This is a genomic window from Sodalis sp. (in: enterobacteria), from assembly GCF_051710625.1.
In the GTDB taxonomy this organism is placed as follows: domain Bacteria; phylum Pseudomonadota; class Gammaproteobacteria; order Enterobacterales; family Enterobacteriaceae; genus JBPESN01.
On sequence record NZ_JBPESN010000046.1, the window covers coordinates 1 to 18,243 of the forward strand.

The window sequence follows — 18,243 nt, forward strand, 5'->3', positions numbered from 1 at the left end:
CTATATCGTGGGATATTACAGCGCACTCAGGCCGCATGAATATAACGGTGGGTTGCCACCAAACGAATCAGAAAATAGATACTGGAAAAACGCTAACGCGGTGGCCAGTTTTAGTTGACCACTACAGGTTAGCCATGAATCCCTGGATCGGCGATATGTGGGAAAATGAACACGGTCCGCGCGGCGGCGATGAAATCAATATCCTGCATAAAGGCGCCAATTATGGTTGGCCGATTGGCACCTATGGCATCAATTATTCCGGATTAAAGATCCCCGACGCGCGTGGCGGCATTGTCGCGGGAACCGATCAGTCGGTCTAGTTTTGGCAACACTCGCTGGCGATCAGCGGGATGGCGTTTTACCAAAGCAATCGCTTTCCCGCCTGGCAGCATTCGCTATTTATCGGCGCGCTAAAAACCAAGGCGCTATTGCGCCTGAGTCTGAAGGGAAATGAGGTCGTATCGGAGCAGCGCTTACTGACGGATCGCGCAGAGCGCATCCGCGATGTCCGCGCCGGCGCCGATGGTTACCTCTACGTGCTGACCGATGAACGCAACGGTAAGCTGCTGCGGGTCGGCCTGCAGGAAGAATAAGCCGTGGACCGGCGTCAACTGAGCGGCAACATTACCCGCTGTTGATAGGCCGTCCGCTCGCACAGCGCCTGATACCAGGCCTCCAGCCGCGGCTGGGGTTGTTGTTCAAGCGGCAGATTAAACTAGTTGTAAGCCAGACACCCCAGGGGAATGTCGCCGATACCAAAAGCCTCGCTGGCAAACCATGGCTGTTTTTCAAGCGCGCCATCGGCCACGGCGAACAGCTTTTCACACGCCGCGATCCCGCAGCTATCGCTTGCGGCATCGCGCTGTTTGGCCGGCGTGCGCACCAGGCTGATAAACAGCGGCTGCAGCGCGGGCGCCAGCAGCGAAAGCGTCCAGTCCATCCATTTTTCATTGCGTGCACGCTCAGCGGCATCGGTGAGCAGCTAGACACCCTGACCGTAACGAGCTGCGAGGTAACGCACGATAGTATCGGATTCCCACAGAATTAAATCGTTTTCATCGTCCTGCAGGCAGGGGACCAGACCGTTAGGATTCAGCGACAGAAAGGGCGCATCCTGATTCTTGCCATATTGCCCCCGCCGGGATGAGATTGAAGACCAGCTGCAGCTCCGCCGCGCACTAGAGCACCTTTTTGACATTGACTGAATTCTCGCGACCCCAAATCGTTAACATAACGCCTTCAACAGCGAAATGATGAGTTTTACGCTTTCCCTGTCGACGGCGGCGGGCAGGCAACCTTCAGCGATGCACCATACCCGGGCCGTGCGCCGACGACCGCGCACAGGCCGCCAAAAAGCAGGAGGCGCTGCACGCGGGCTCCTGAACGGCACGCAGGTGACGATTTTTCTGCCGGCGCCAGGGCTGCCGCCAGCTAATCTTTATTATGGGTGTTTGCATGCTGTTCGCTTGCAAATAGCGCCACGGGTAAACAGTGCGTCTACTGTGACCGATTAGCGGGGTTTAATCAATTGCCCCGGCCGGCCGGGCGTTTTTTTCCCCGCGCCTTACGGGCGCAGAAAAAATTGACAATAAAAGGGCTGACACGCGCGCGCCAATGCGGCAAAGTTAAACGGTTTCGATTAGATTATCATTGCTAGAACATGATATAGACATGCGCGCAGCCCGTTGCCGGCCATGCGCGCAACATCCGCCAGCGGATTACACGCGGTGACTCTTATTGAATAGATACTCTGGCCTCGTCATGATGAAACCTGTCTTCAGCAATCAACGTTATGCCCTTGCTTTGGGCACCCTGCTCCTGCTTGCCGTCCCTGCCCTTCGTGGCGCCGACGTCCCACCCGCCGCGCCGGAAATTAACGCCCGTGCGTATATTCTGATGGATTATCAGAGCGGCAAGGTGCTGGCGGAAGCCAACGCCGATGAGCGTCTTGATCCCGCGAGCCTCACTAAAATCATGTCCAACTACGTGATTGGGCAGACGATGAAGGCCGGCAAGATTCACCCGACGGACAAGGTGACGATCGGAAAGGATGCCTGGGCTACCGGCAATCCGGTGCTGCGCGGCTCGTCGCTGATGTTCCTCAAACAGGGCGAGCAGGTCACGGTTGACGATCTTAATAAAGGCATCGTCATCCAGTCCGGCAACGATGCCAGTATTGCGCTGGCGGATCACGTTGCGGGTAGCCAGGACGCTTTTGTCAGCCTGATGAATCAGTACGCTCAAGCGCTCGGACTGAAGAATACCCACTTTCTCACGGTACATGGCCTGGACGCGGAAGGGCAGTACAGCACCGCGCGGGATATAGCCATTCTCAGCCAGGCGCTAATCCACAACGTTCCGGACGAATACGCGCTGCATAAAGAGAAAGAATTTACCTACAACAAAATCAAACAGCCCAACCGTAATCGTCTGTTATGGAGCGGTAACCTGATCGTCGACGGCGTGAAAACCGGCTACACCAGCGGCGCCGGCCACAATCTGGTGGCGTCAGCCACCGATAATGGCATGCGGCTGATTTCCGTCGTGCTCGGCGCCCCGAGCGATGGTATTCGCTTTCGTGAAAGCGAGAAGCTGCTGATTTGGGGTTTCCGCTTTTATGAAACCGTCATGCCGGTGCCGAAGGACCGACCGTTTACCCAGCAACGGGTGTGGTTCGGCGATCGAAGCCAGGTGAATCTGGGCGTGGCCCAGGATGTGGCCATTACCTTGCCGAAAGGGCAATTGAAAAATATGAAGGCGTCTTTTACGCTCTCCACCCCGCATCTGGAGGCGCCGCTGGCCAAGGATCAGGTAGTGGGCACCATCGATTTCAGCCTGGATGGCAAGGTTATCGAGCAGCGGCCGCTGGTGGTGATGGAAGAGGTGAAGAAAGGCGGCATATTCCGCACGCTGTGGGACTGGATCCCGCTTAAAGTACATAGTCTTTTTAGCTAACGTGCGGTGAGACGGCGCAGCGTGCTGTAGCCACGCCGTTTTGTCGCTGGCCGCCACGTCAATCGGACTCAGGCTCATCCATTTTATGGCGACGCGGGGGCTGCGTGAGCCGATGCTTCTGGCGCTGTGCCTGCGGGTCTGCGTTAATCCGTGCTTATGGTGTTACGGCCGCCCGGTGCACCCACCTTGACTTGATACTTCCGGCGCAGTACCGGCAGCGCCTTGCTTATCGCTGCCGCCGGAGCTTTTGCTGCGGGCGCCGTTGCCGTATCACACCCGAAGCCACCGCCGCTACGCTACCGGGGTGGCAGGACTGTCGCCAGACGCCGCCCGCGTTCATTATTACATCAGCTTGTAGATCGTCGCGGTCAGTGCGATAAGCCCAATCGCCCAAACGAAGTAATTACTTGCCAAACCGCGGGAGCGGGCCATGGCGGGCACTTTATGAATCGCGTACATCGGCATTAAAAACAGCAACATGGCAATGATGGAGCCGCCCAGAGTTTCAACCATCCCCAAAATGCTGGGATTAATGGTGGCCACCAGCCAAGCGGTCAGCAGCATGAATACGGCGGTGACCTTGCTCATCGTACCGGCGGAAATTTCTTTGCCGCGGGCCTGTAATGCCGAGGTCACTAGCCCGCTAAAACATTCACTAGCGCCGAGATAGTGGCCGAGAAATCATTTAGCAATAGCCTCAAAAGCGATAATCGGCCCCAGCGAGGCGATAAACGGATTATCAAAATGGTTGGCAAGGTACGACAGCATGGAGATATTTTGATCTTTGGCTTCCTGCATGTTTCCCGGCGAGAGGCTAAGGGCACAGTTAAAAACGAAAAACATTACCGTCAGCATTATTATCACGTGGCTACAGGCCAAAACGCGGGCGCATTTTGCCTCGGCCCCTTCGCCATATTCTTCGCGTTTTGACATCGCGAATGACGAGATAATGGGGGAATGATTAAACGAAAACACCATGACCGGCACCGCCAGCCACAGGGTGCTGAGCAGTCCGCCGCCGTCGGCCTGGGGCTGCACCAGCGGGGCATGGAAAATTGCGCCGCTCCAGTACGGAATAAGATAAAACGACAAAAACACCAGTACCGCTACAAACGGAAACACCAGCACGCACATCGACTTCACAATGTAGCCAAGCTGATGTACGATAAAACTCTCGACGGTATTGGTGATGGCGACGCTGTAAACCAGCAGGATCGGATAGATAGCGAAAAAGTACAGCAGCGTAATCAGGTTACCGACGCGGTTGCCGAAATGTTCTTTGACGACATCGGTAATGTCGTTGCATTTGCCGTTGCCTGAGAGTACAAAACGCGGCATGCCCCGATGGGCGAAAAAGGTCATGGGAAAGGCGATAAGCGCCATGATAAGCAGGGGCAGTAGCCCGCCGATACCTGCATTGATGGATAAAAATAGCACCCCGGCGCCACCAATCGCCGTGCCATATAGCCCCAACATCTAGACCGTATCAGATGGGATCGCCCGTACGGGGGGGGGGCTTTTGTTATGTCCATAAATTCTCCGAATATAATGCAAAGGCTGACCGGTGATTGATAATAGCCGTCGCCGTTACTCAGTTTAATATAATTATATTAATGTGGTTTAATTATCTGTTGTCGAATCATCGGTAATCTTCGGGGGGATAATAAAGTGTTTATTTGTCACTTCCAGCACTAATGCTGTTTTTTTTGACGCCGGTCGAATAATTAATTGCCACTAGCGATGTGGGTATAATACTCCCTGCCGTGAGTCAATTAATGAGCAATTTCATAAGCATTTGCGGCTGATGGATTTATGCTATTTCCTATATTTCAGTATATTAATATTTATATTGTCAGATTTTTCTTTCTTGGTCGTTCTTTGTTAATTTCGCGCGCGGCGTGTAAAATTAACCTATAAAAAGAGTGAGTAAATAGTGCTCATAACAAAGTCTGAGACGAGAGTTTATGCTTTCTGTGGGAAAAGTATTCGGCCGACGGTGATTAATTGTGCAAACGCGACAATAGTGTATAAAATTTGACTCATTCGCTATGAAAAATAAATGTTGCGTGGCCTCATAGTACCGCTATATTGGCTTGCGCTACGCCCGCACTTGACGGTGATAGACGACGAATGCCACGCAGGTTGGGGTTTACCCGCTAGCGATATTTTGCCCGAAAGGCGTTTTTTATAAAAGGGGATGACGAGGGCAACAAAATGAAGGAATAATAAAAAACCCAAGCGCCTTGGACCTAATAGGCGAGACGTTTGGGCTCCCCAAAATGGGGACATCAAAGAAAAGCAGTGGCATAAAGTATGACCGGGAGGCGGGGCAAAAGTTCTGCCGACGCGGGAAATATTTTTTTACGCTAGGTAAGCGCGCCCGCGCCGCTGCGGCCTGGCTGAACAACAATCAGCGTGTCGGGCAAGGAAGATGTCCGCATGGCAGCGTGCACCCACCTCCCGCGCGGGGCGAAGCGGCCTTCGCCCCGGCGCGTATGGGCCATGGCACGACGGCGCGTCCCGCCGTGATGATTATGGTTGAGCCACGAGAGGGCGGATCGCCTCTGACGTTTTTCACCTCGCGCCAATTAATTAAGGATATTTCCTAAAATGACGCCAAAGCCCCTCATACCCCGTGACAGCCCGTTAACCAGTTAATAACTCTCGGTCGCTAAAGCGGAAGAAGACGCGCCGGCCTTTGACGCGCCCCACCATCAGGCCATTTTATGAAAAGTTCCACGCTTTTATCGGGTTGGCCTGCGCTGCGTTGGCAGCCTCGCGATGGGGGTCGGCGCCCGGCAGCAAATCGCTAACACTTTTACAGCGCCTGGTAACAATAATATGACCTGATGCCTTCGAAAACGTAACCGGTATTTTACCTGCAACACATTAATATAGTTGAAGTTACCAGTTAAATTTATTTGACCACTATCTCCGGCGGCCAGGCTTCCCTGACCTCCCGCGACCTTACATGCTGTGACGCGAATAGAGTCAACTCAATGCCTAAAGTCAGATGGCTTTTAGACCGTCTGCCGGGATGTCTGCCCCTGAATCCGGGGGCGTTTGCTTTTTTACACTGGGAAATAGGTATTACTGCCGCCATCGTGGCGGGTATCCATGAGGAAGGCGACCATGGCGATTCACCGGCATAACGCAGGTATTGTGGCCAGCACGTTAATTTTCGTGCTGATCTTTATTAGTCAAAAAACCGCTTTAGTCGCCTTGGCCGGAGGGGGGGCTGACGGCGAGAGTTAGCCACTCTTTTTGCCACGACTGGCACTGAAAAAGGTCTGCGGGCGGGGGTGCCGGGGGCAAGACGTCGATGGAGGCGCCAGCGGCAGCCTTTAGCGGCACGTCCGCACCCGCACGACTGCACAGCCTCTTATCGGTGTGGAGCCAGGCGTGCTGACGTTGCCTTGCGGCGCAGGCCGAATCTTTTCTGACCCCCGCCCGCGGCGGAATTATGATGTCGCCAACGCGATACTTTGCCTCTGGATAAAGTGTGAAACTAGCCATCCTCTCCCGCGATGGGACCCTGTTCTCATGCCGCCGGCTGCGCGAGGCCGCACAGGCCAGAGGCCATAAGGTCGATGTTATCGATCCCCTTTCCTGTTATATGAATATCAACAATACCGCCCCTTCGATTCACTACCGTGGCCGGCGCCTGAAACATTACGACGCCGTGATCCCGCGTATCGGCCCGTCGACCACCTTTTACGGCACTGCGGTGCTGCGCCAATTCGAGATGCTGGGCAGCTATGCTCTCAACGAATCAGCGGCGATCACTTGCGCGCGGGACAAATTGCATTCCTTACAATTGCTGGCACGTCAGGGCATAGACCTGCCCATTACCGGCTTTGCCGATTCGCCGGATGATGCCGGCGATCTCATCATTATGGTGGGTGGCGCGCCGCTGGTGGTGAAGCTGGTGGAGGGAACGCAGCGCATAGGCGTCGTACTGGCGGAAACGCGGCAGGCGGCGAAATGCGTTATCGACGCATTTCGCCGCCTGAAAGCTCAATTTCTGGTGCAGGAGTTTGTCGCCGCAGCCGGCGGATACGATGTCCGCTGTCTGGTGATAGGTGATAAGGTCGTGGCGGCAATCGAACGCCAGACCAAAACTGGGGATTTTCGCTCCAATCTGCATCGCGGCGGCAGCGCGCAGACAATGATCATCAGCGCAGCGGAGCGGGCGGCGGCGATTCATGCCGCGGCGGCGCTGTGCCTTAACGTCGCCGTCGTGAATATCCTGCGCGCAAAGCAGAGACTGTTAGTGATGGAGGTGAACGCGTCCCCGGGGCTGGGAAAAATAGAAACCGCCAGCAACCAGCAATATGGATATCGCGACCCTGATGATCACGTTTATTGAAGCGCGTCTCGCCGACCGAGACTCGCGCTAAGCGAACATAACCTGTTTTTCAGAAAAAACCAGTGCCTGAGGCGGCGGTGGCTGCCCTGTCCGGCAATTGCTTAAAATCAATCGTCTATTTTTGTTTGCCGGCGCGGTCAGCGGCAGTCAAATTCGCCTTAATGTTGCCAATCTCGGCTAAGGGAAGGTGAAATTGCTGCATTTGGCCATAGCGCTACTATTTATTATTCCGTAAGCTATGCCCCGTTTCACACTAGAGAAGAGGTTAGTTTTATATGGATTCACTTGTCGTACCGGATCTGGATATCTTGAAGCGCTGGTTGGAGAAGCTGAATTTGTCATTCTATGAATGTGACTCCTGCCAGGCGTTGCATCTGCCGCATATGCAGAATTTCGACGGCATTTTTGATGCAAAGGTTGATCTGGCTGACAATGTCATCTTGTTTTCCGCCATGGCGGAGGTACGGCCGACGGCTCTTATCGCGCTGGTGGGGGATTTGAGTCAGATCAACGCCAGTTCGCTGACGGTGAAAGCGTTTATCGACATTCAGGACGATAATTTGCCCAAACTTGTGGCCTGCCAGGCCCTGGTCAGCGCCGCCGGGGTCACCCTCGGCCAGTTCCGCCATTTCATGCAGCAGGCCGAGGAGCAGATTTCTATGCTCATTATGGAAGCGCGCGCCAACGATCTGCTGTTTATCGGCGAAGACGATGACAACGACGCTCATGCCCCTTCGACGCCGGTTATCCACTAACTCGCGTGCAGCACGGGCGCTTGACGGCTGACGCCGCGTGGCCCGCGTTGAGGTTGGACGCTTGACGGCTGATGCCATGTGAGATCGGGGGTTGACGGCTGACACCGCTGGTCCCCGTGCGGCGCGGGCCTTTTCCTTGCTGACGCGATGGGGCATCTCATCCGCTTAGGTGTACCTGGTTAGGGCGCGCGATTTGTCGGTACCCGGCGCTCCAAATCCTGCCTTTTCAACGTCCACCTCATCAACGACTGCGGCATCAGGGAGGGAATCGGCGGCGTTAAGTCGTTATCCTGCCATTTCTCATCGAAGAGGGCTTTTGTAATGCACGAAGCTATTTTTTTCGCTATTTTCTCTGCCGCGCTCCCTCAGTTGTCACCCTAAAATGCCGCAAAATGAATAATTAGTCACTTAAAGTCGTTTTTACGCCGGATGCTGGCGCAGGAACGCCCGTGCGGTTATGCTGGCGACAGGCTGTGCTAGTGCCAGGCGCCGCTGGGTATTGTGCTACGCAACGTCGGTGCTCGCCAAAAGGAACCGGCCGTAGTGCGCAGGTTTACCGTACAAACCGCCCTGGAATGCCGGGATTGCGCCTTTCATAGATGACCTGGATCGGCGCTACGACATAAGCGCCGTTTTGCGATGAAGGTTTTAGGGAGGAAGTAACGGATGTTTACCCAACGTCAATTATGGCTTACCGGTGCGATTGCCGGCTTACTGATGGTCGTTTCTGCGTCTGCGTTTGCGTTTGCGGAGCAAAAAACGCTGCCCGTGTATAACTGATCAGATTATATCAAGCCGAATACCGTCCCTGATTTTGAAAAGAAAATCGGCATCAAGGTGGTCTATGACGTTTTCGATTCCAATGAGGTTTTGGAAGGGAAACTGATGGCCGGTAGTACCGGCTTTGATATTGTGGGGTGCCCTCTGCGAGCTTCCTGGAGCGTCAGCTGTCGGCTGGCGTCTTTTAACCGCTGGATAAGAGCAAACTGCCCAATTACAAAAATCTCGACCCTGAGCTGCAAGCTCATCAGCTGCCACGATCCGGACAACAAATATGCCGTGCCCTATATGTGGGCCACTACCGGTATCGGCTATAACGTCGAGAAGGTCAAAGCGGTGCTGGGCAAAGACGCGCCGGTCAACAGCTGGGATTTGGTGCTGAAGCCGGAAAACCTGGCAAAGCTGAAAAGCTACGGCGTGTCATTCCTCGACGCACCTTCCGAGATTTATGCAACGGTGCTGAATTATTTGGGTAAAGATCCCAACAGCGACAGCGCCGCCGATTATACCGGGTCGGCCACCGATCAGTTGCTGAAACTGCGCCCGAGCATTCGCTACTTCCAGTCTTCGCAATACATTAACGACCTGGCGAACGGCGATACTTGCGTCGCCATCGGTTGGGCGGGCGATGTCATGCAGGCCCCCAATCGGGCCAAGGAAGCGAAAAATGGCGTAAACATTGCCTATTTGATTTTAAAAGAAGGGGGGCGGACGTTTTTTGACGTGCTGGCCATTCCGGCGGACGCCAAAAATCTCGATGAAGCCTACCAATTTATTAACTATCTGCTAGAGCCGCAGATGATTGCCGACGCCAGTAACCAGATCTTCTACGCCAACGGCAACAAGGCGGCGACACCGCTGGTAAATCCGGAAGTGTGTGACAATCCTGGCATTTACCCGCCGGCGGACGTGCGCGCCAAACTGTTTACGCTGAGAGTGTAGCCGCCGAAAATCGACCGGGTGATAACCCGCGTCTGGACCAAAGTGAAAAGCGGCAAATAATCCGGCGAATTACGCTACGCTTACCTTAACTAACAGGCGGTTCCCCCCCGTTTGCTATGCTTTGTTTGCGGCGATACGCCGGCTGAGCCGGTCCGCTGCCCCCGCCGATACCGGAGAGTGATGTTAGTGAACGATGCCATACCCCGTCCGCCGTCCAACAGCGCCCGCAAAATGGTGACACCATTGCTGGAAATCCGCAACCTGACCAAAAGCTTTGACGGGCAGATGGCGGTGGATGATGTTAGTCTGACCATCTATAAAGGGGAAATGTTCGCTTTGTTGGGCGCTTCCGGCTGCGGCAAATCCACGCTGTTGCGCATGCTGGCGGGCTTCGAGGCGCCGACCCACGGCGCTATTGTCCTCGACGGTTAGGATCTCTCCCATACGCCGCCCTATCAACGGCTCATTAATATGATGTTCCAGTCCTATGCGCTGTTTCCTCACATGACGGTAGAGTAGAATATCGCCTTTGGCCTGAAGCAGGATAAGCTGCCGCGTGCGGAGATTAAACTGCGGGTAAAAGAGGATACTGGCGATGATGCATATGCAGAAATATGCAGCGCGCAAACCTCATCAGCTTTCCTGCGGCCAGCGCCAGTGGGTGGCCCTGGCGCGCAGCCTGGCCAAACGGCCCAAGCTTCTGCTGCTCGATGAACCGATGGGGGGCACTGGATAAAAAGCTGCGTGACCGCATGCAGCTGGAAGTGGTGGATATTCTTGAGCGGGTCGGCGTGACCTACGTCATGGTTACCCACGATCAGGAAGAAGCGATGACCATGGCGAGCCATAGGAGATATATGAGCATTCCCAACAGCCGCTTCAGCGCCGAGTTTATCGGGTCGGTAAACACGTTCGAGGGGCTGCTCAAGGCACGTTTGGACAACGCGCTTATCCTGCAAAGCCCGGGCCTGCTGTCTCCACTGCGGGTCAATACCGATGTATCGGTGGTGTAGGGCGTCCCGGTCCATGTCGCGCTACGGTCGGAGAAAATCATGCTCTGTGAGGGGGCGCGCCCGAATACGGCTGTAACTTCGCCGTGGGTAAGGTGATCAATATCGCCTACCTGGGGGATTTGTCCATTTATTACGTCCGCCTGAACAGCGAGCAGATCATCAGCGCCCAGTTGTATTGTGCTTACGGTTTAGGGGAGAGGAAGGTGATGTCCAACGCTAACCTTACACCGCCGTCTGGCGGCGCGCGGCGCGTGGTGATCCCGGGCTTGTTGACACGCTGGCAGATGGCCTACGGGTGCAAGGTGGTGATCCTGCTGCCTTATCTGTGGCTGCTGTTATTGTTCATGCTGCCGTTTTTGATTGTGTTCAAAATCAGTCTGGCTAGACGGCACCCTGACGATTTCGCTCAATCTGGCCAATTTCATCCAACTGCTGGACGACCCGCTGTATATCGAAGCCTATCTGCAATCTTTGCAGGTAGCAGCGGTGTCGACGTTCTTCTGCCTCCTGCTGGGCTACCCCATGGCCTGGGCGGTGGCGCACAGCCCGGCATCCATCAGTAACATTCTGTTATTAGTGATTATTCTGCCGTCATGGACCTCGTTTCTGATCCGGGTTTATGCCTGGATGGGCATTCTGAAGAATAACGGCGTGCTGAATAATGTCCTGATGTGGCTGGGGGTTATCGACCAGCCGCTGGTAATTCTGCACATTAACCTGGTGGTGTACATCGGCGTGGTGTACGCCCATCTACCCTTTATGATCCTGCCCATCTATACCGCGCTGACCCGGTTGAATTATTCGCTAGTGGAAGCCTCGCTGGATTTGGGCGCCCGCCCGCTGAAAACCTTTTTCCAGGTGATCGTGCCGCTGCTGACCAAAGGGGGCATTATCGCCGGCTCGATGCTGGTGTTTATCCCGGCGGTAAAGGAGTATGTGATCCCTGAACTGCTCGGCGGGCCGGACAGCATCATGATCGGCCGGATCTTGTGGCAGGAGTTTTTCAATAATCGCGATTGGCCGGTGGCCTCAGCGGTCGCGGTGGTGATGCTGTTTCTGTTGATAGCCCCCATCATGTAATTCCATAAACATCAGAACAAAGCCATGGGAGATCACCGATGAATACGTTACTGGTCGTACGCTCGCCCTGGCGCATCCTGATATCGGTGGTGGGTTACATCTTTTTGTATGCGTCGATGCTGATGTTAGTAATCTATTCGTTTAACAGCTCTCGACTGGTGACGGGTCTGGGCCGGCGTGGTCCACGCAGTGGTATCACGTGCTGGTGCACGACGATGCAATGATTAGCGGCGTGACACTGAGCGCATGACGCTGGCCGGCTTCGACCGCGACCATGGCGGCGGTGCTGGAGACCCTGGCGGTGGTGGTGAGTCCACGCCTACGCGAGCTGGATCACTCTATCGGAGAAGCGGCGATGGATTTGGGCGCCGCGCCGGTGAAGGTGTTCTTCATCATCACGTTGCCGATGACTGTGCCGGCTATCATCTCCGGCTGGCTATTGGCGTTTACCCTGTCGCTCGACGATTTGGTGATCGCCAGTTTTGGCGCCGGTCCCGGCTCCACGACGCTGCCGCTGCTGGTTTTTTCCAGCGTACGCATGGGGGTAACCCCGGAAATTAATGCCCTGGCAACTCTTATCCTGGGGGTGGTGGGCGTAATCGGGCTGATAGCCTGGGGTGGTCAATGTCCCGTAAGGAGAAACAGCATCAGCACGATCGCCAGCGCGCCGCGCATGGCTGATTGACGGGATCGCTGCTAATCTTAAGGAGTGCGCCGGCGGCTAACGGCGCGAGCGTGAAGGAGAAAGGCGATGTCGGAGATACTGAGAAACAGCACAACCGTTGGCGCCCGTCCCCGGATCCGGGTGCCGATCGGCGCGCCGGTGGTGGTGATAGCCGGCATCGCGCTGATTACCATTCGCTGCCTGGACGTGGTGTTGCTGTTCAGTGCGTTTGGCGTCAATGGTATGCACAGTTTCGTCAACAATAGCAGCCGCGCCTGGGATTTGACCGGGCTGTTTCTGGCCAGTCTGACGATGGTGTTCATTGAAATCCGCTGCGGCTTTGGCGTAATACGCGCCGTGCCCTGGACCCGCTGGTGTTATCTCGGTTGCTAGATCTTAAGTGCCCTGTATCTGTTCTTCGCCACCTGGCGCGGGTTTTATCCGGAAATGTTTATGCTGCCGGGCGACACCGCCAGGCAAATCGGCTATCAGGTCCTGATGCTGAAATTACCGGATTTGATAATTATAGCGCTGCTATTCGGCGCCTTGTCCAGCCGCCGCTTTTTTGCCCGCCATAGATGATTTGACACGGTGGCGGTGCTACAATGCGCCCCCGTCATGCTTGCCACTACCCGATACCGCCCATGCACTGCGATCTCTTCACTACCAAACATTGCCGCTCTTGCCAGTGGCTTGCCATGCCCTATGGTCAGCAGCTTGCGGAAAAGCAGCGCCAACTGGCGGCGCTGTTGCCCAATGTGCCGCCGGAATGCTGGCAGCCGGCTATGGGCTCGGCGCCGCAGGCGATGCGCAATAAGGCCAGAATGGTGGTGAGCGGCAGCGTCGAGCGGCCGCTGCTGGGCATTGCGGATGCTGAAGGCGGCGTTGATTTGTGCGCCTGCACGCTGTACCCGGCAAGTTTTGCGCCGGTGTTCGCCGTCTTGAAACAGTTTATCCCGCGCGCGGGTCTGACCCCATATCATGGGGCGCGCGGGGGCGGTGAATTAAAGTTCTTGCTGCTGATGGAAAGCCGGCTCGATGGCAGCAATGATGCTGCGCTTTGTGCTGCGATCCGAGACTAAGCTGGCGCCGCTACGGGCGGCGTTGCCCTGGCTGCCGGCGCGATTGCCGCAGTTGAAGGTTATCTTGGTTAACCTGCAGCAGCCGGTGCCGATGGCGGTGTTGGAAGGAGAACAGGAAATCCTGTTGACGCCAGCGCGCGGCAGTCGGCGCAGCAATTGGGACTGGAGGGAGTCTCGTTTCAGACGTTGAACTCTACCCGGTTTGCCGTGCAAACCGGCGCCGCACTGGATCCTCTATTCCAGCTGCCAGGCCGCGACGCTCATGCGCGATCTTGGCGCGCTCTGCGACTATCAGGTGCGCCGCGTCCGGCTGTTTGATATGTTTCCCCATACCGCACATTATGAAACGCTGGTGCTGCTTGAGCGCCGCGCGCCGGGCGACGCCGGCTAATGTCCTTCCGGACAGGGCCCTGTCACGTCTCACCTTCGGCACAGGTTGAACCGTTAAGTTTCAGCGTGCGTCACATGGCTTGCCTTCGAAGGTACGTTCAGTTGTTGCGTTTCAGCGAGCGTGACGTGGCCTACCTTCGACGCCCAGGTCGCACCTGTTCCAAGGTAGCCATTGATGCTGCCGCGGCGCGGCAAGGGCAGGCACCCGTGCCGGACGCCGCACGCGTTAATGGCGCTGCTCGAAGCACAGTGTCCGCCGCTCCAGACTGCGCATTAAAAGCGTCAGCACGCCGCTGACGCACAGATAAACAATCCCCGCCGCGCCGAACACCATTACATCATAGGTGCGACCGTACAGGAGCTGGCTCTATCCCATCACGTCCATGAGGGTAATGATATAGGCCAGCGAAGTGCTCTTAAACACCAGCACCACTTCGTTGAAGTGGGGGGATAGGGCGCGCTTGATGGCAAAGGGCATCAGTAGTCGCAGCGACTGCACGCGACTCATGCCCAGCGCCGCGCAGGATTACCACTGCCCGTCGGGAATGGCGCGCACCGCACCGGCGAACAACTGGGTACTGTAGGCGGCGCTGTTTAGCGCCAGCGCCAGCGCCGCCAGCACCGCAACCGCTGTGAGCGATAGGCTGATCGGCAGCCCGGGCAGCAGCGCCAGTAATAAATGACCGCTCATCAGGATGCCCTCTTTTCAAAGCGCGTGGCGCGCCGCCAGCAGGCGCGCAATACCGCCTGGCTGAAAAGCGTAATCACCAGATAAACGCCCGCCGCCAGCAGATACCAGGTAAACAGCTGTTGGGTAAAGCCGACGATGCTTTTGGTTTGCAACATCAGATCGTTGACGCTAATCAGCGACACCAAAGCCGTGTCCTTCAACAGCACCAGCCATTGATTCCCCCAGCCCCGGCAGGGCATGACGCCACATTTGCGGCAAAATTACCCGGAAAAACGTCGCGCCATTGCTCATTCCGAGCGCCTGCCCCGATTCCCACTGACCCTGCGCGATAGCTTTTAGGGCGCCGCGCAGCGTTTGCGAGGCGTAGGCCGCATACAACAGTGCCAGCGCGCTGACGCCGCAGAGAAAAAGACTGACGTTGAAATTGTCGATCGGCAGCGCGAGTGAAATGCGCAGCGAACCCAGTTGCAGGGTCATGCCGTCCGCCAGCGTGACCAACAATTGCGAAGCGCCAAAATAGATAAACAGCACCCCCAGAATTTCCGGCAGGCCGCGATGCGCTTCGACCATCCCGGTGCCGGTCAGCGCCAGCGTGCCGATTCCAGCGCGGCGAAGCCCATGGTCAAAGTAAACCCGATGACTAGCGCACACAGCGCCAGGGCGAGGGTCGTCCCCGCGGCGGGGGCGATGGGAATGAGTTCCGCCATCAAGGTGACTTACTGCTTAAACTATTTCTGATACAGGCTCTGATAAGTGCCGTCCTGCCTGATCTTGTCCAGCGCTTGATTAAACTTATCCAGCAGCGCCGTGTTGTTTTGCCGTACGGCGATGCCCAGGCTGGTGCCGAAATAGGCTTTATCGGTCACTTTGTCGCCGACGGTCGCTAAATCGGCGTCCTTCATCAGTCATTCATTGACGACGGTGGTATCGCCGAACACGCTGTCCAGCCGGCCATTTTTCAAATCCAGAATAGCGTTCTGGTAACTGTCATAAGGCACTGCGGTGATTTCAGAGTGCTTATCCATCAGGTATTTCTGGTGGGTAGAACCGTTTTGCATCCCGACGCGCTTACCGGCCAGGGACGCCATATCGGTAAATTTGCCCTTCTGGGCAACAAAGACAGCCGAGTTTTCATAATAGGGCTGCGTGAACGCTACCTGCTTAAGGCGGTCCGGGGTGATATCCATACCGGAAATCACGGCATCGAAGCGGCGAAAACGCAGGCTGGGGATCAAACTGTCGAACGCCTGATTGGTAAAGGTGCACTCCGCCTGCATCTGCTTGCACAGCGCATTGGCCAGATCGATATCGAAGCCCTGGATTTTATTATCAGCGCCGACAAACTCAAACGGCACATAAGTTGCCTCGGTAGCGAAACGCACGGTTTCCGCGGCGCTGACGCCGGTTGACAGGGCCGGCAGCAGCGTGGCAAGGACGGTTTTATTCATTTTGAGCAATTTCCGAAAAGATTAATGCGATAGATACTGCGCAAACGCGGACGTTTGCGGTTGCGCGAAATGGCCGGCGGCGCCCTGTTCCACAATACGGCCGTTTTTCATATACACCACCCGGCTGGCGGTCTTGCGCGCCGCCTCCACCTCGTGGGTGACAATCACCTGTGTACTGCCGCTCTGCGCCAGCTCACGAATGATACTGACGATTTGCGCGGTGATTTTCGGATCCAGCGCCGACGTCGGTTCATCGAATAACAGCACCTGCGGCTCCATCATCAGCGCCCGGGCGATAGCCACCCGCTGCTGCTGACCGCCGGACAGGTGCAGCGGAAAACGATCGGCGTAGTCAGTCAGCCGCAGGCGTTCGAGTAATTCATCCGCGCGCGCGTTGGCCGCCGGACGATCCAGACCGCGAACCCGGCAGGGGGCTTCAATCAGATTCTGACGCACCGTTAAATGGGGCCACAAGTATTGCTGAAACACCATGCCGACGTTCTGACGCAGCGCGCGGATGGACTTAACGTCAGGGGCGCGGCTAAAGTCAAAATGATTACCGGCGATATCCAGTTCACCGTCGCGGGGCATTTCCAGCAGGTTAAGCACGCGCAGCAGCGAGCTTTTGCCGGCGCCGCTCGGGCCGAGCAAGACCAGCGTTTTACCTGCCGGGCTGGTCAGGGTGACATCGAACAGCGCTTGATACGCCCCATAAAAGCAGTTGATGTGATTAAGTTGAATACTCATGCGAATAAACTGAATAGCCATTGGGGCAGATGGTAACGTCGCACTAGCGCCGATGCAATCCACCGCGTAGAAAATTTACAATTAGGAAGGTAATAATACGAATTACAGCACAAAGCAGCAGCAACGGCGGTTTTTGCGTCAAGTTATGCTTTAGGCGGGCGCACGAGCGCTATCGCGCTCGGGAAGAAAGACGGCGTCAGGACGTCTTCGCTTTTGACGCCGGGGCACAAGGTGACGTCAGCGGGTCTCCAGCGTTTGGCGCAGAGTGCCGGCGGTAGCGGGCGGAGCCGCGCCTAGATAGCGTACGTCATCCACGACCCAGCGGGTGCCTTCACGTATCATCAGCGCTTCGACCTGCCAGTCGACATCCGCTCTGTCGCCGTTTTGCTATCGCGATATATCCACCCGCAGCAGAATGTTTTTGGCGTCGGTATTGGGGATCCTGGAGGCGCTGAGGGTCAACATTAATGGCAACAGAACCAGCGATGTCTTTTTCATTGTCGGCCTTAAAAGTGAAGTGTAGAGAAGCCTGTTCTTATACAGTATAGAGAATTATCAGGGAGTTGTAGCACCCGCCGTGCTATTGCGCACTTTACCGCCGGCGTCGGTCGCGACGCCTTGCGGGCCTGTCAACCGAGGATAATTATGTCGCTTTTCTCCCCGCGCGCGTCCGGACGTCGGCCGGGTTTTCTACTGTTTATCGCGTTGTTGCTGCTGGCCGGCTGTGCGCCGCGCGGCTATCGTTTGGACCGCTCACACCCGGCGCGCAGCCAGGATGACCGCGTGACTGCTGGTGCTGCACCACACCGCTGACGATTACGATCGCTCTTTGACCACGCTGACCCAGGGGCCGGTCAGCGTGCATTATCTGGTGCCAGCGCCGCGCGGCGCTGGGGCTCTGACGGTACTGCAACTGGTGGATGAATCGCGTCGCGTCTGGCACGCGGGAAAAAGTTACTGGCGTGGGCGCACCCATCTTAACGATACCGCCATCAGCATCGAGATCGAAAATGATGGCTATCGGCACAGCGCCGACGGCAGCCTCCGCTGGGCGCCCTGGCCGCCGCAGCAGATAGCGGTGGTGACGGCGCTGTGCCTGTGGGGTGGCAATCATTTCTGGACTCTTAAGTTAAACGATAAGTTAGCCGGAAGCCCTTTAATGGCGAGGCTTACAGAGATTTTATAGATTCTGGCCTCGTCGCAAAAAAAATGGGCAAAAAATGATTTTTTTGCACTAAATTCTGGACTCGAATGACCGTGGTTTGAGCAGATTTAAAGGTAGTTTAAACGCCCTTTGGGCATCCATTAGATATATGTGAATTAGGTT

5 protein-coding genes and 14 pseudogenes are annotated in these 18,243 nt (G+C 56.0%); 12 read left to right on the forward strand and 7 right to left on the reverse strand.

Annotated elements, in window-relative coordinates; genetic code table 11:
- Positions 1 to 128: 128 nt before the first annotated feature.
- A pseudogene (locus tag ACTBDU_RS11320) lies at positions 129 to 593 on the forward strand (PQQ-dependent sugar dehydrogenase); the annotation flags it as partial.
- 14 nt (positions 594 to 607) lie between these two features.
- Here ACTBDU_RS11320 and ACTBDU_RS11325 read toward each other — a convergent pair.
- Positions 608 to 1,232, reverse strand: a pseudogene (locus ACTBDU_RS11325) (glutathione S-transferase N-terminal domain-containing protein).
- 529 nt (positions 1,233 to 1,761) lie between these two features.
- On the opposite strand from ACTBDU_RS11325, the gene ACTBDU_RS11330 reads away from it, so the two are divergent.
- Positions 1,762 to 2,955: a serine hydrolase gene (locus tag ACTBDU_RS11330; protein WP_438806524.1), complete on the forward strand. Its 1,194-nt coding sequence runs from the start codon at positions 1,762 to 1,764 to the stop codon at positions 2,953 to 2,955.
- 342 nt (positions 2,956 to 3,297) lie between these two features.
- On the opposite strand, the pseudogene ACTBDU_RS11335 reads toward ACTBDU_RS11330, so the two are convergent.
- Positions 3,298 to 4,431, reverse strand: a pseudogene (locus ACTBDU_RS11335) (HAAAP family serine/threonine permease).
- A 1,523-nt stretch (positions 4,432 to 5,954) separates the two neighbouring features.
- On the opposite strand from ACTBDU_RS11335, the gene ACTBDU_RS11340 reads away from it, so the two are divergent.
- The 9 genes and pseudogenes from ACTBDU_RS11340 to ACTBDU_RS11380 all read left to right on the forward strand — a co-directional run bounded on the left by ACTBDU_RS11340 (position 5,955) and on the right by ACTBDU_RS11380 (position 14,031).
- On the forward strand, positions 5,955 to 6,107 hold the full coding sequence (locus tag ACTBDU_RS11340) for a hypothetical protein (protein ID WP_438806525.1): 153 nt from the start codon (positions 5,955 to 5,957) through the stop codon (positions 6,105 to 6,107).
- 350 nt (positions 6,108 to 6,457) lie between these two features.
- Positions 6,458 to 7,355, forward strand: a pseudogene (gene rimK / locus ACTBDU_RS11345) (30S ribosomal protein S6--L-glutamate ligase).
- 244 nt (positions 7,356 to 7,599) lie between these two features.
- Positions 7,600 to 8,079 (forward strand): YbjN domain-containing protein, encoded by a 480-nt coding sequence (locus ACTBDU_RS11350; RefSeq protein ID WP_438806526.1) that lies wholly within the window; start codon positions 7,600 to 7,602, stop codon positions 8,077 to 8,079.
- A 666-nt stretch (positions 8,080 to 8,745) separates the two neighbouring features.
- Positions 8,746 to 9,801 (forward strand): annotated as a pseudogene (potF, locus tag ACTBDU_RS11355) (spermidine/putrescine ABC transporter substrate-binding protein PotF).
- Between the two features lie 186 nt (positions 9,802 to 9,987).
- Positions 9,988 to 10,987 (forward strand): annotated as a pseudogene (gene potA, locus ACTBDU_RS11360) (polyamine ABC transporter ATP-binding protein); the annotation flags it as partial.
- 33 nt (positions 10,988 to 11,020) lie between these two features.
- Positions 11,021 to 11,894 (forward strand): annotated as a pseudogene (locus ACTBDU_RS11365) (ABC transporter permease subunit).
- Between the two features lie 38 nt (positions 11,895 to 11,932).
- Positions 11,933 to 12,575, forward strand: a pseudogene (locus ACTBDU_RS11370) (ABC transporter permease subunit).
- Between the two features lie 70 nt (positions 12,576 to 12,645).
- Positions 12,646 to 13,140 (forward strand): annotated as a pseudogene (locus tag ACTBDU_RS11375) (YbjO family protein).
- 62 nt (positions 13,141 to 13,202) lie between these two features.
- A pseudogene (locus ACTBDU_RS11380) lies at positions 13,203 to 14,031 on the forward strand (hypothetical protein).
- A 225-nt stretch (positions 14,032 to 14,256) separates the two neighbouring features.
- Here the strand turns inward: ACTBDU_RS11380 and ACTBDU_RS11385 are convergent.
- From ACTBDU_RS11385 to ACTBDU_RS11405, 5 genes and pseudogenes are all read right to left on the reverse strand, one after another.
- Positions 14,257 to 14,646 (reverse strand): annotated as a pseudogene (locus ACTBDU_RS11385) (ABC transporter permease subunit); the annotation flags it as partial.
- Between the two features lie 74 nt (positions 14,647 to 14,720).
- Positions 14,721 to 15,428: pseudogene (gene artQ, locus ACTBDU_RS11390) on the reverse strand (arginine ABC transporter permease ArtQ).
- Between the two features lie 21 nt (positions 15,429 to 15,449).
- Positions 15,450 to 16,169: pseudogene (gene artJ, locus ACTBDU_RS11395) on the reverse strand (arginine ABC transporter substrate-binding protein).
- Positions 16,170 to 16,190: 21 nt separating this feature from the next.
- Complete coding sequence (artP, locus tag ACTBDU_RS11400; RefSeq protein WP_438806528.1) at positions 16,191 to 16,916, reverse strand: arginine ABC transporter ATP-binding protein ArtP; 726 nt, start codon at positions 16,914 to 16,916, stop codon at positions 16,191 to 16,193.
- A gap of 237 nt (positions 16,917 to 17,153) precedes the next feature.
- Positions 17,154 to 17,369 (reverse strand): annotated as a pseudogene (locus tag ACTBDU_RS11405) (lipoprotein); the annotation flags it as partial.
- Between the two features lie 340 nt (positions 17,370 to 17,709).
- Between ACTBDU_RS11405 and ACTBDU_RS11410 the strand changes: the two are divergent.
- Positions 17,710 to 18,102, forward strand: a complete 393-nt coding sequence (locus ACTBDU_RS11410) for an N-acetylmuramoyl-L-alanine amidase (protein ID WP_438806527.1) — start codon at positions 17,710 to 17,712, stop codon at positions 18,100 to 18,102.
- The last annotated feature ends 141 nt before the right edge of the window (positions 18,103 to 18,243 follow it).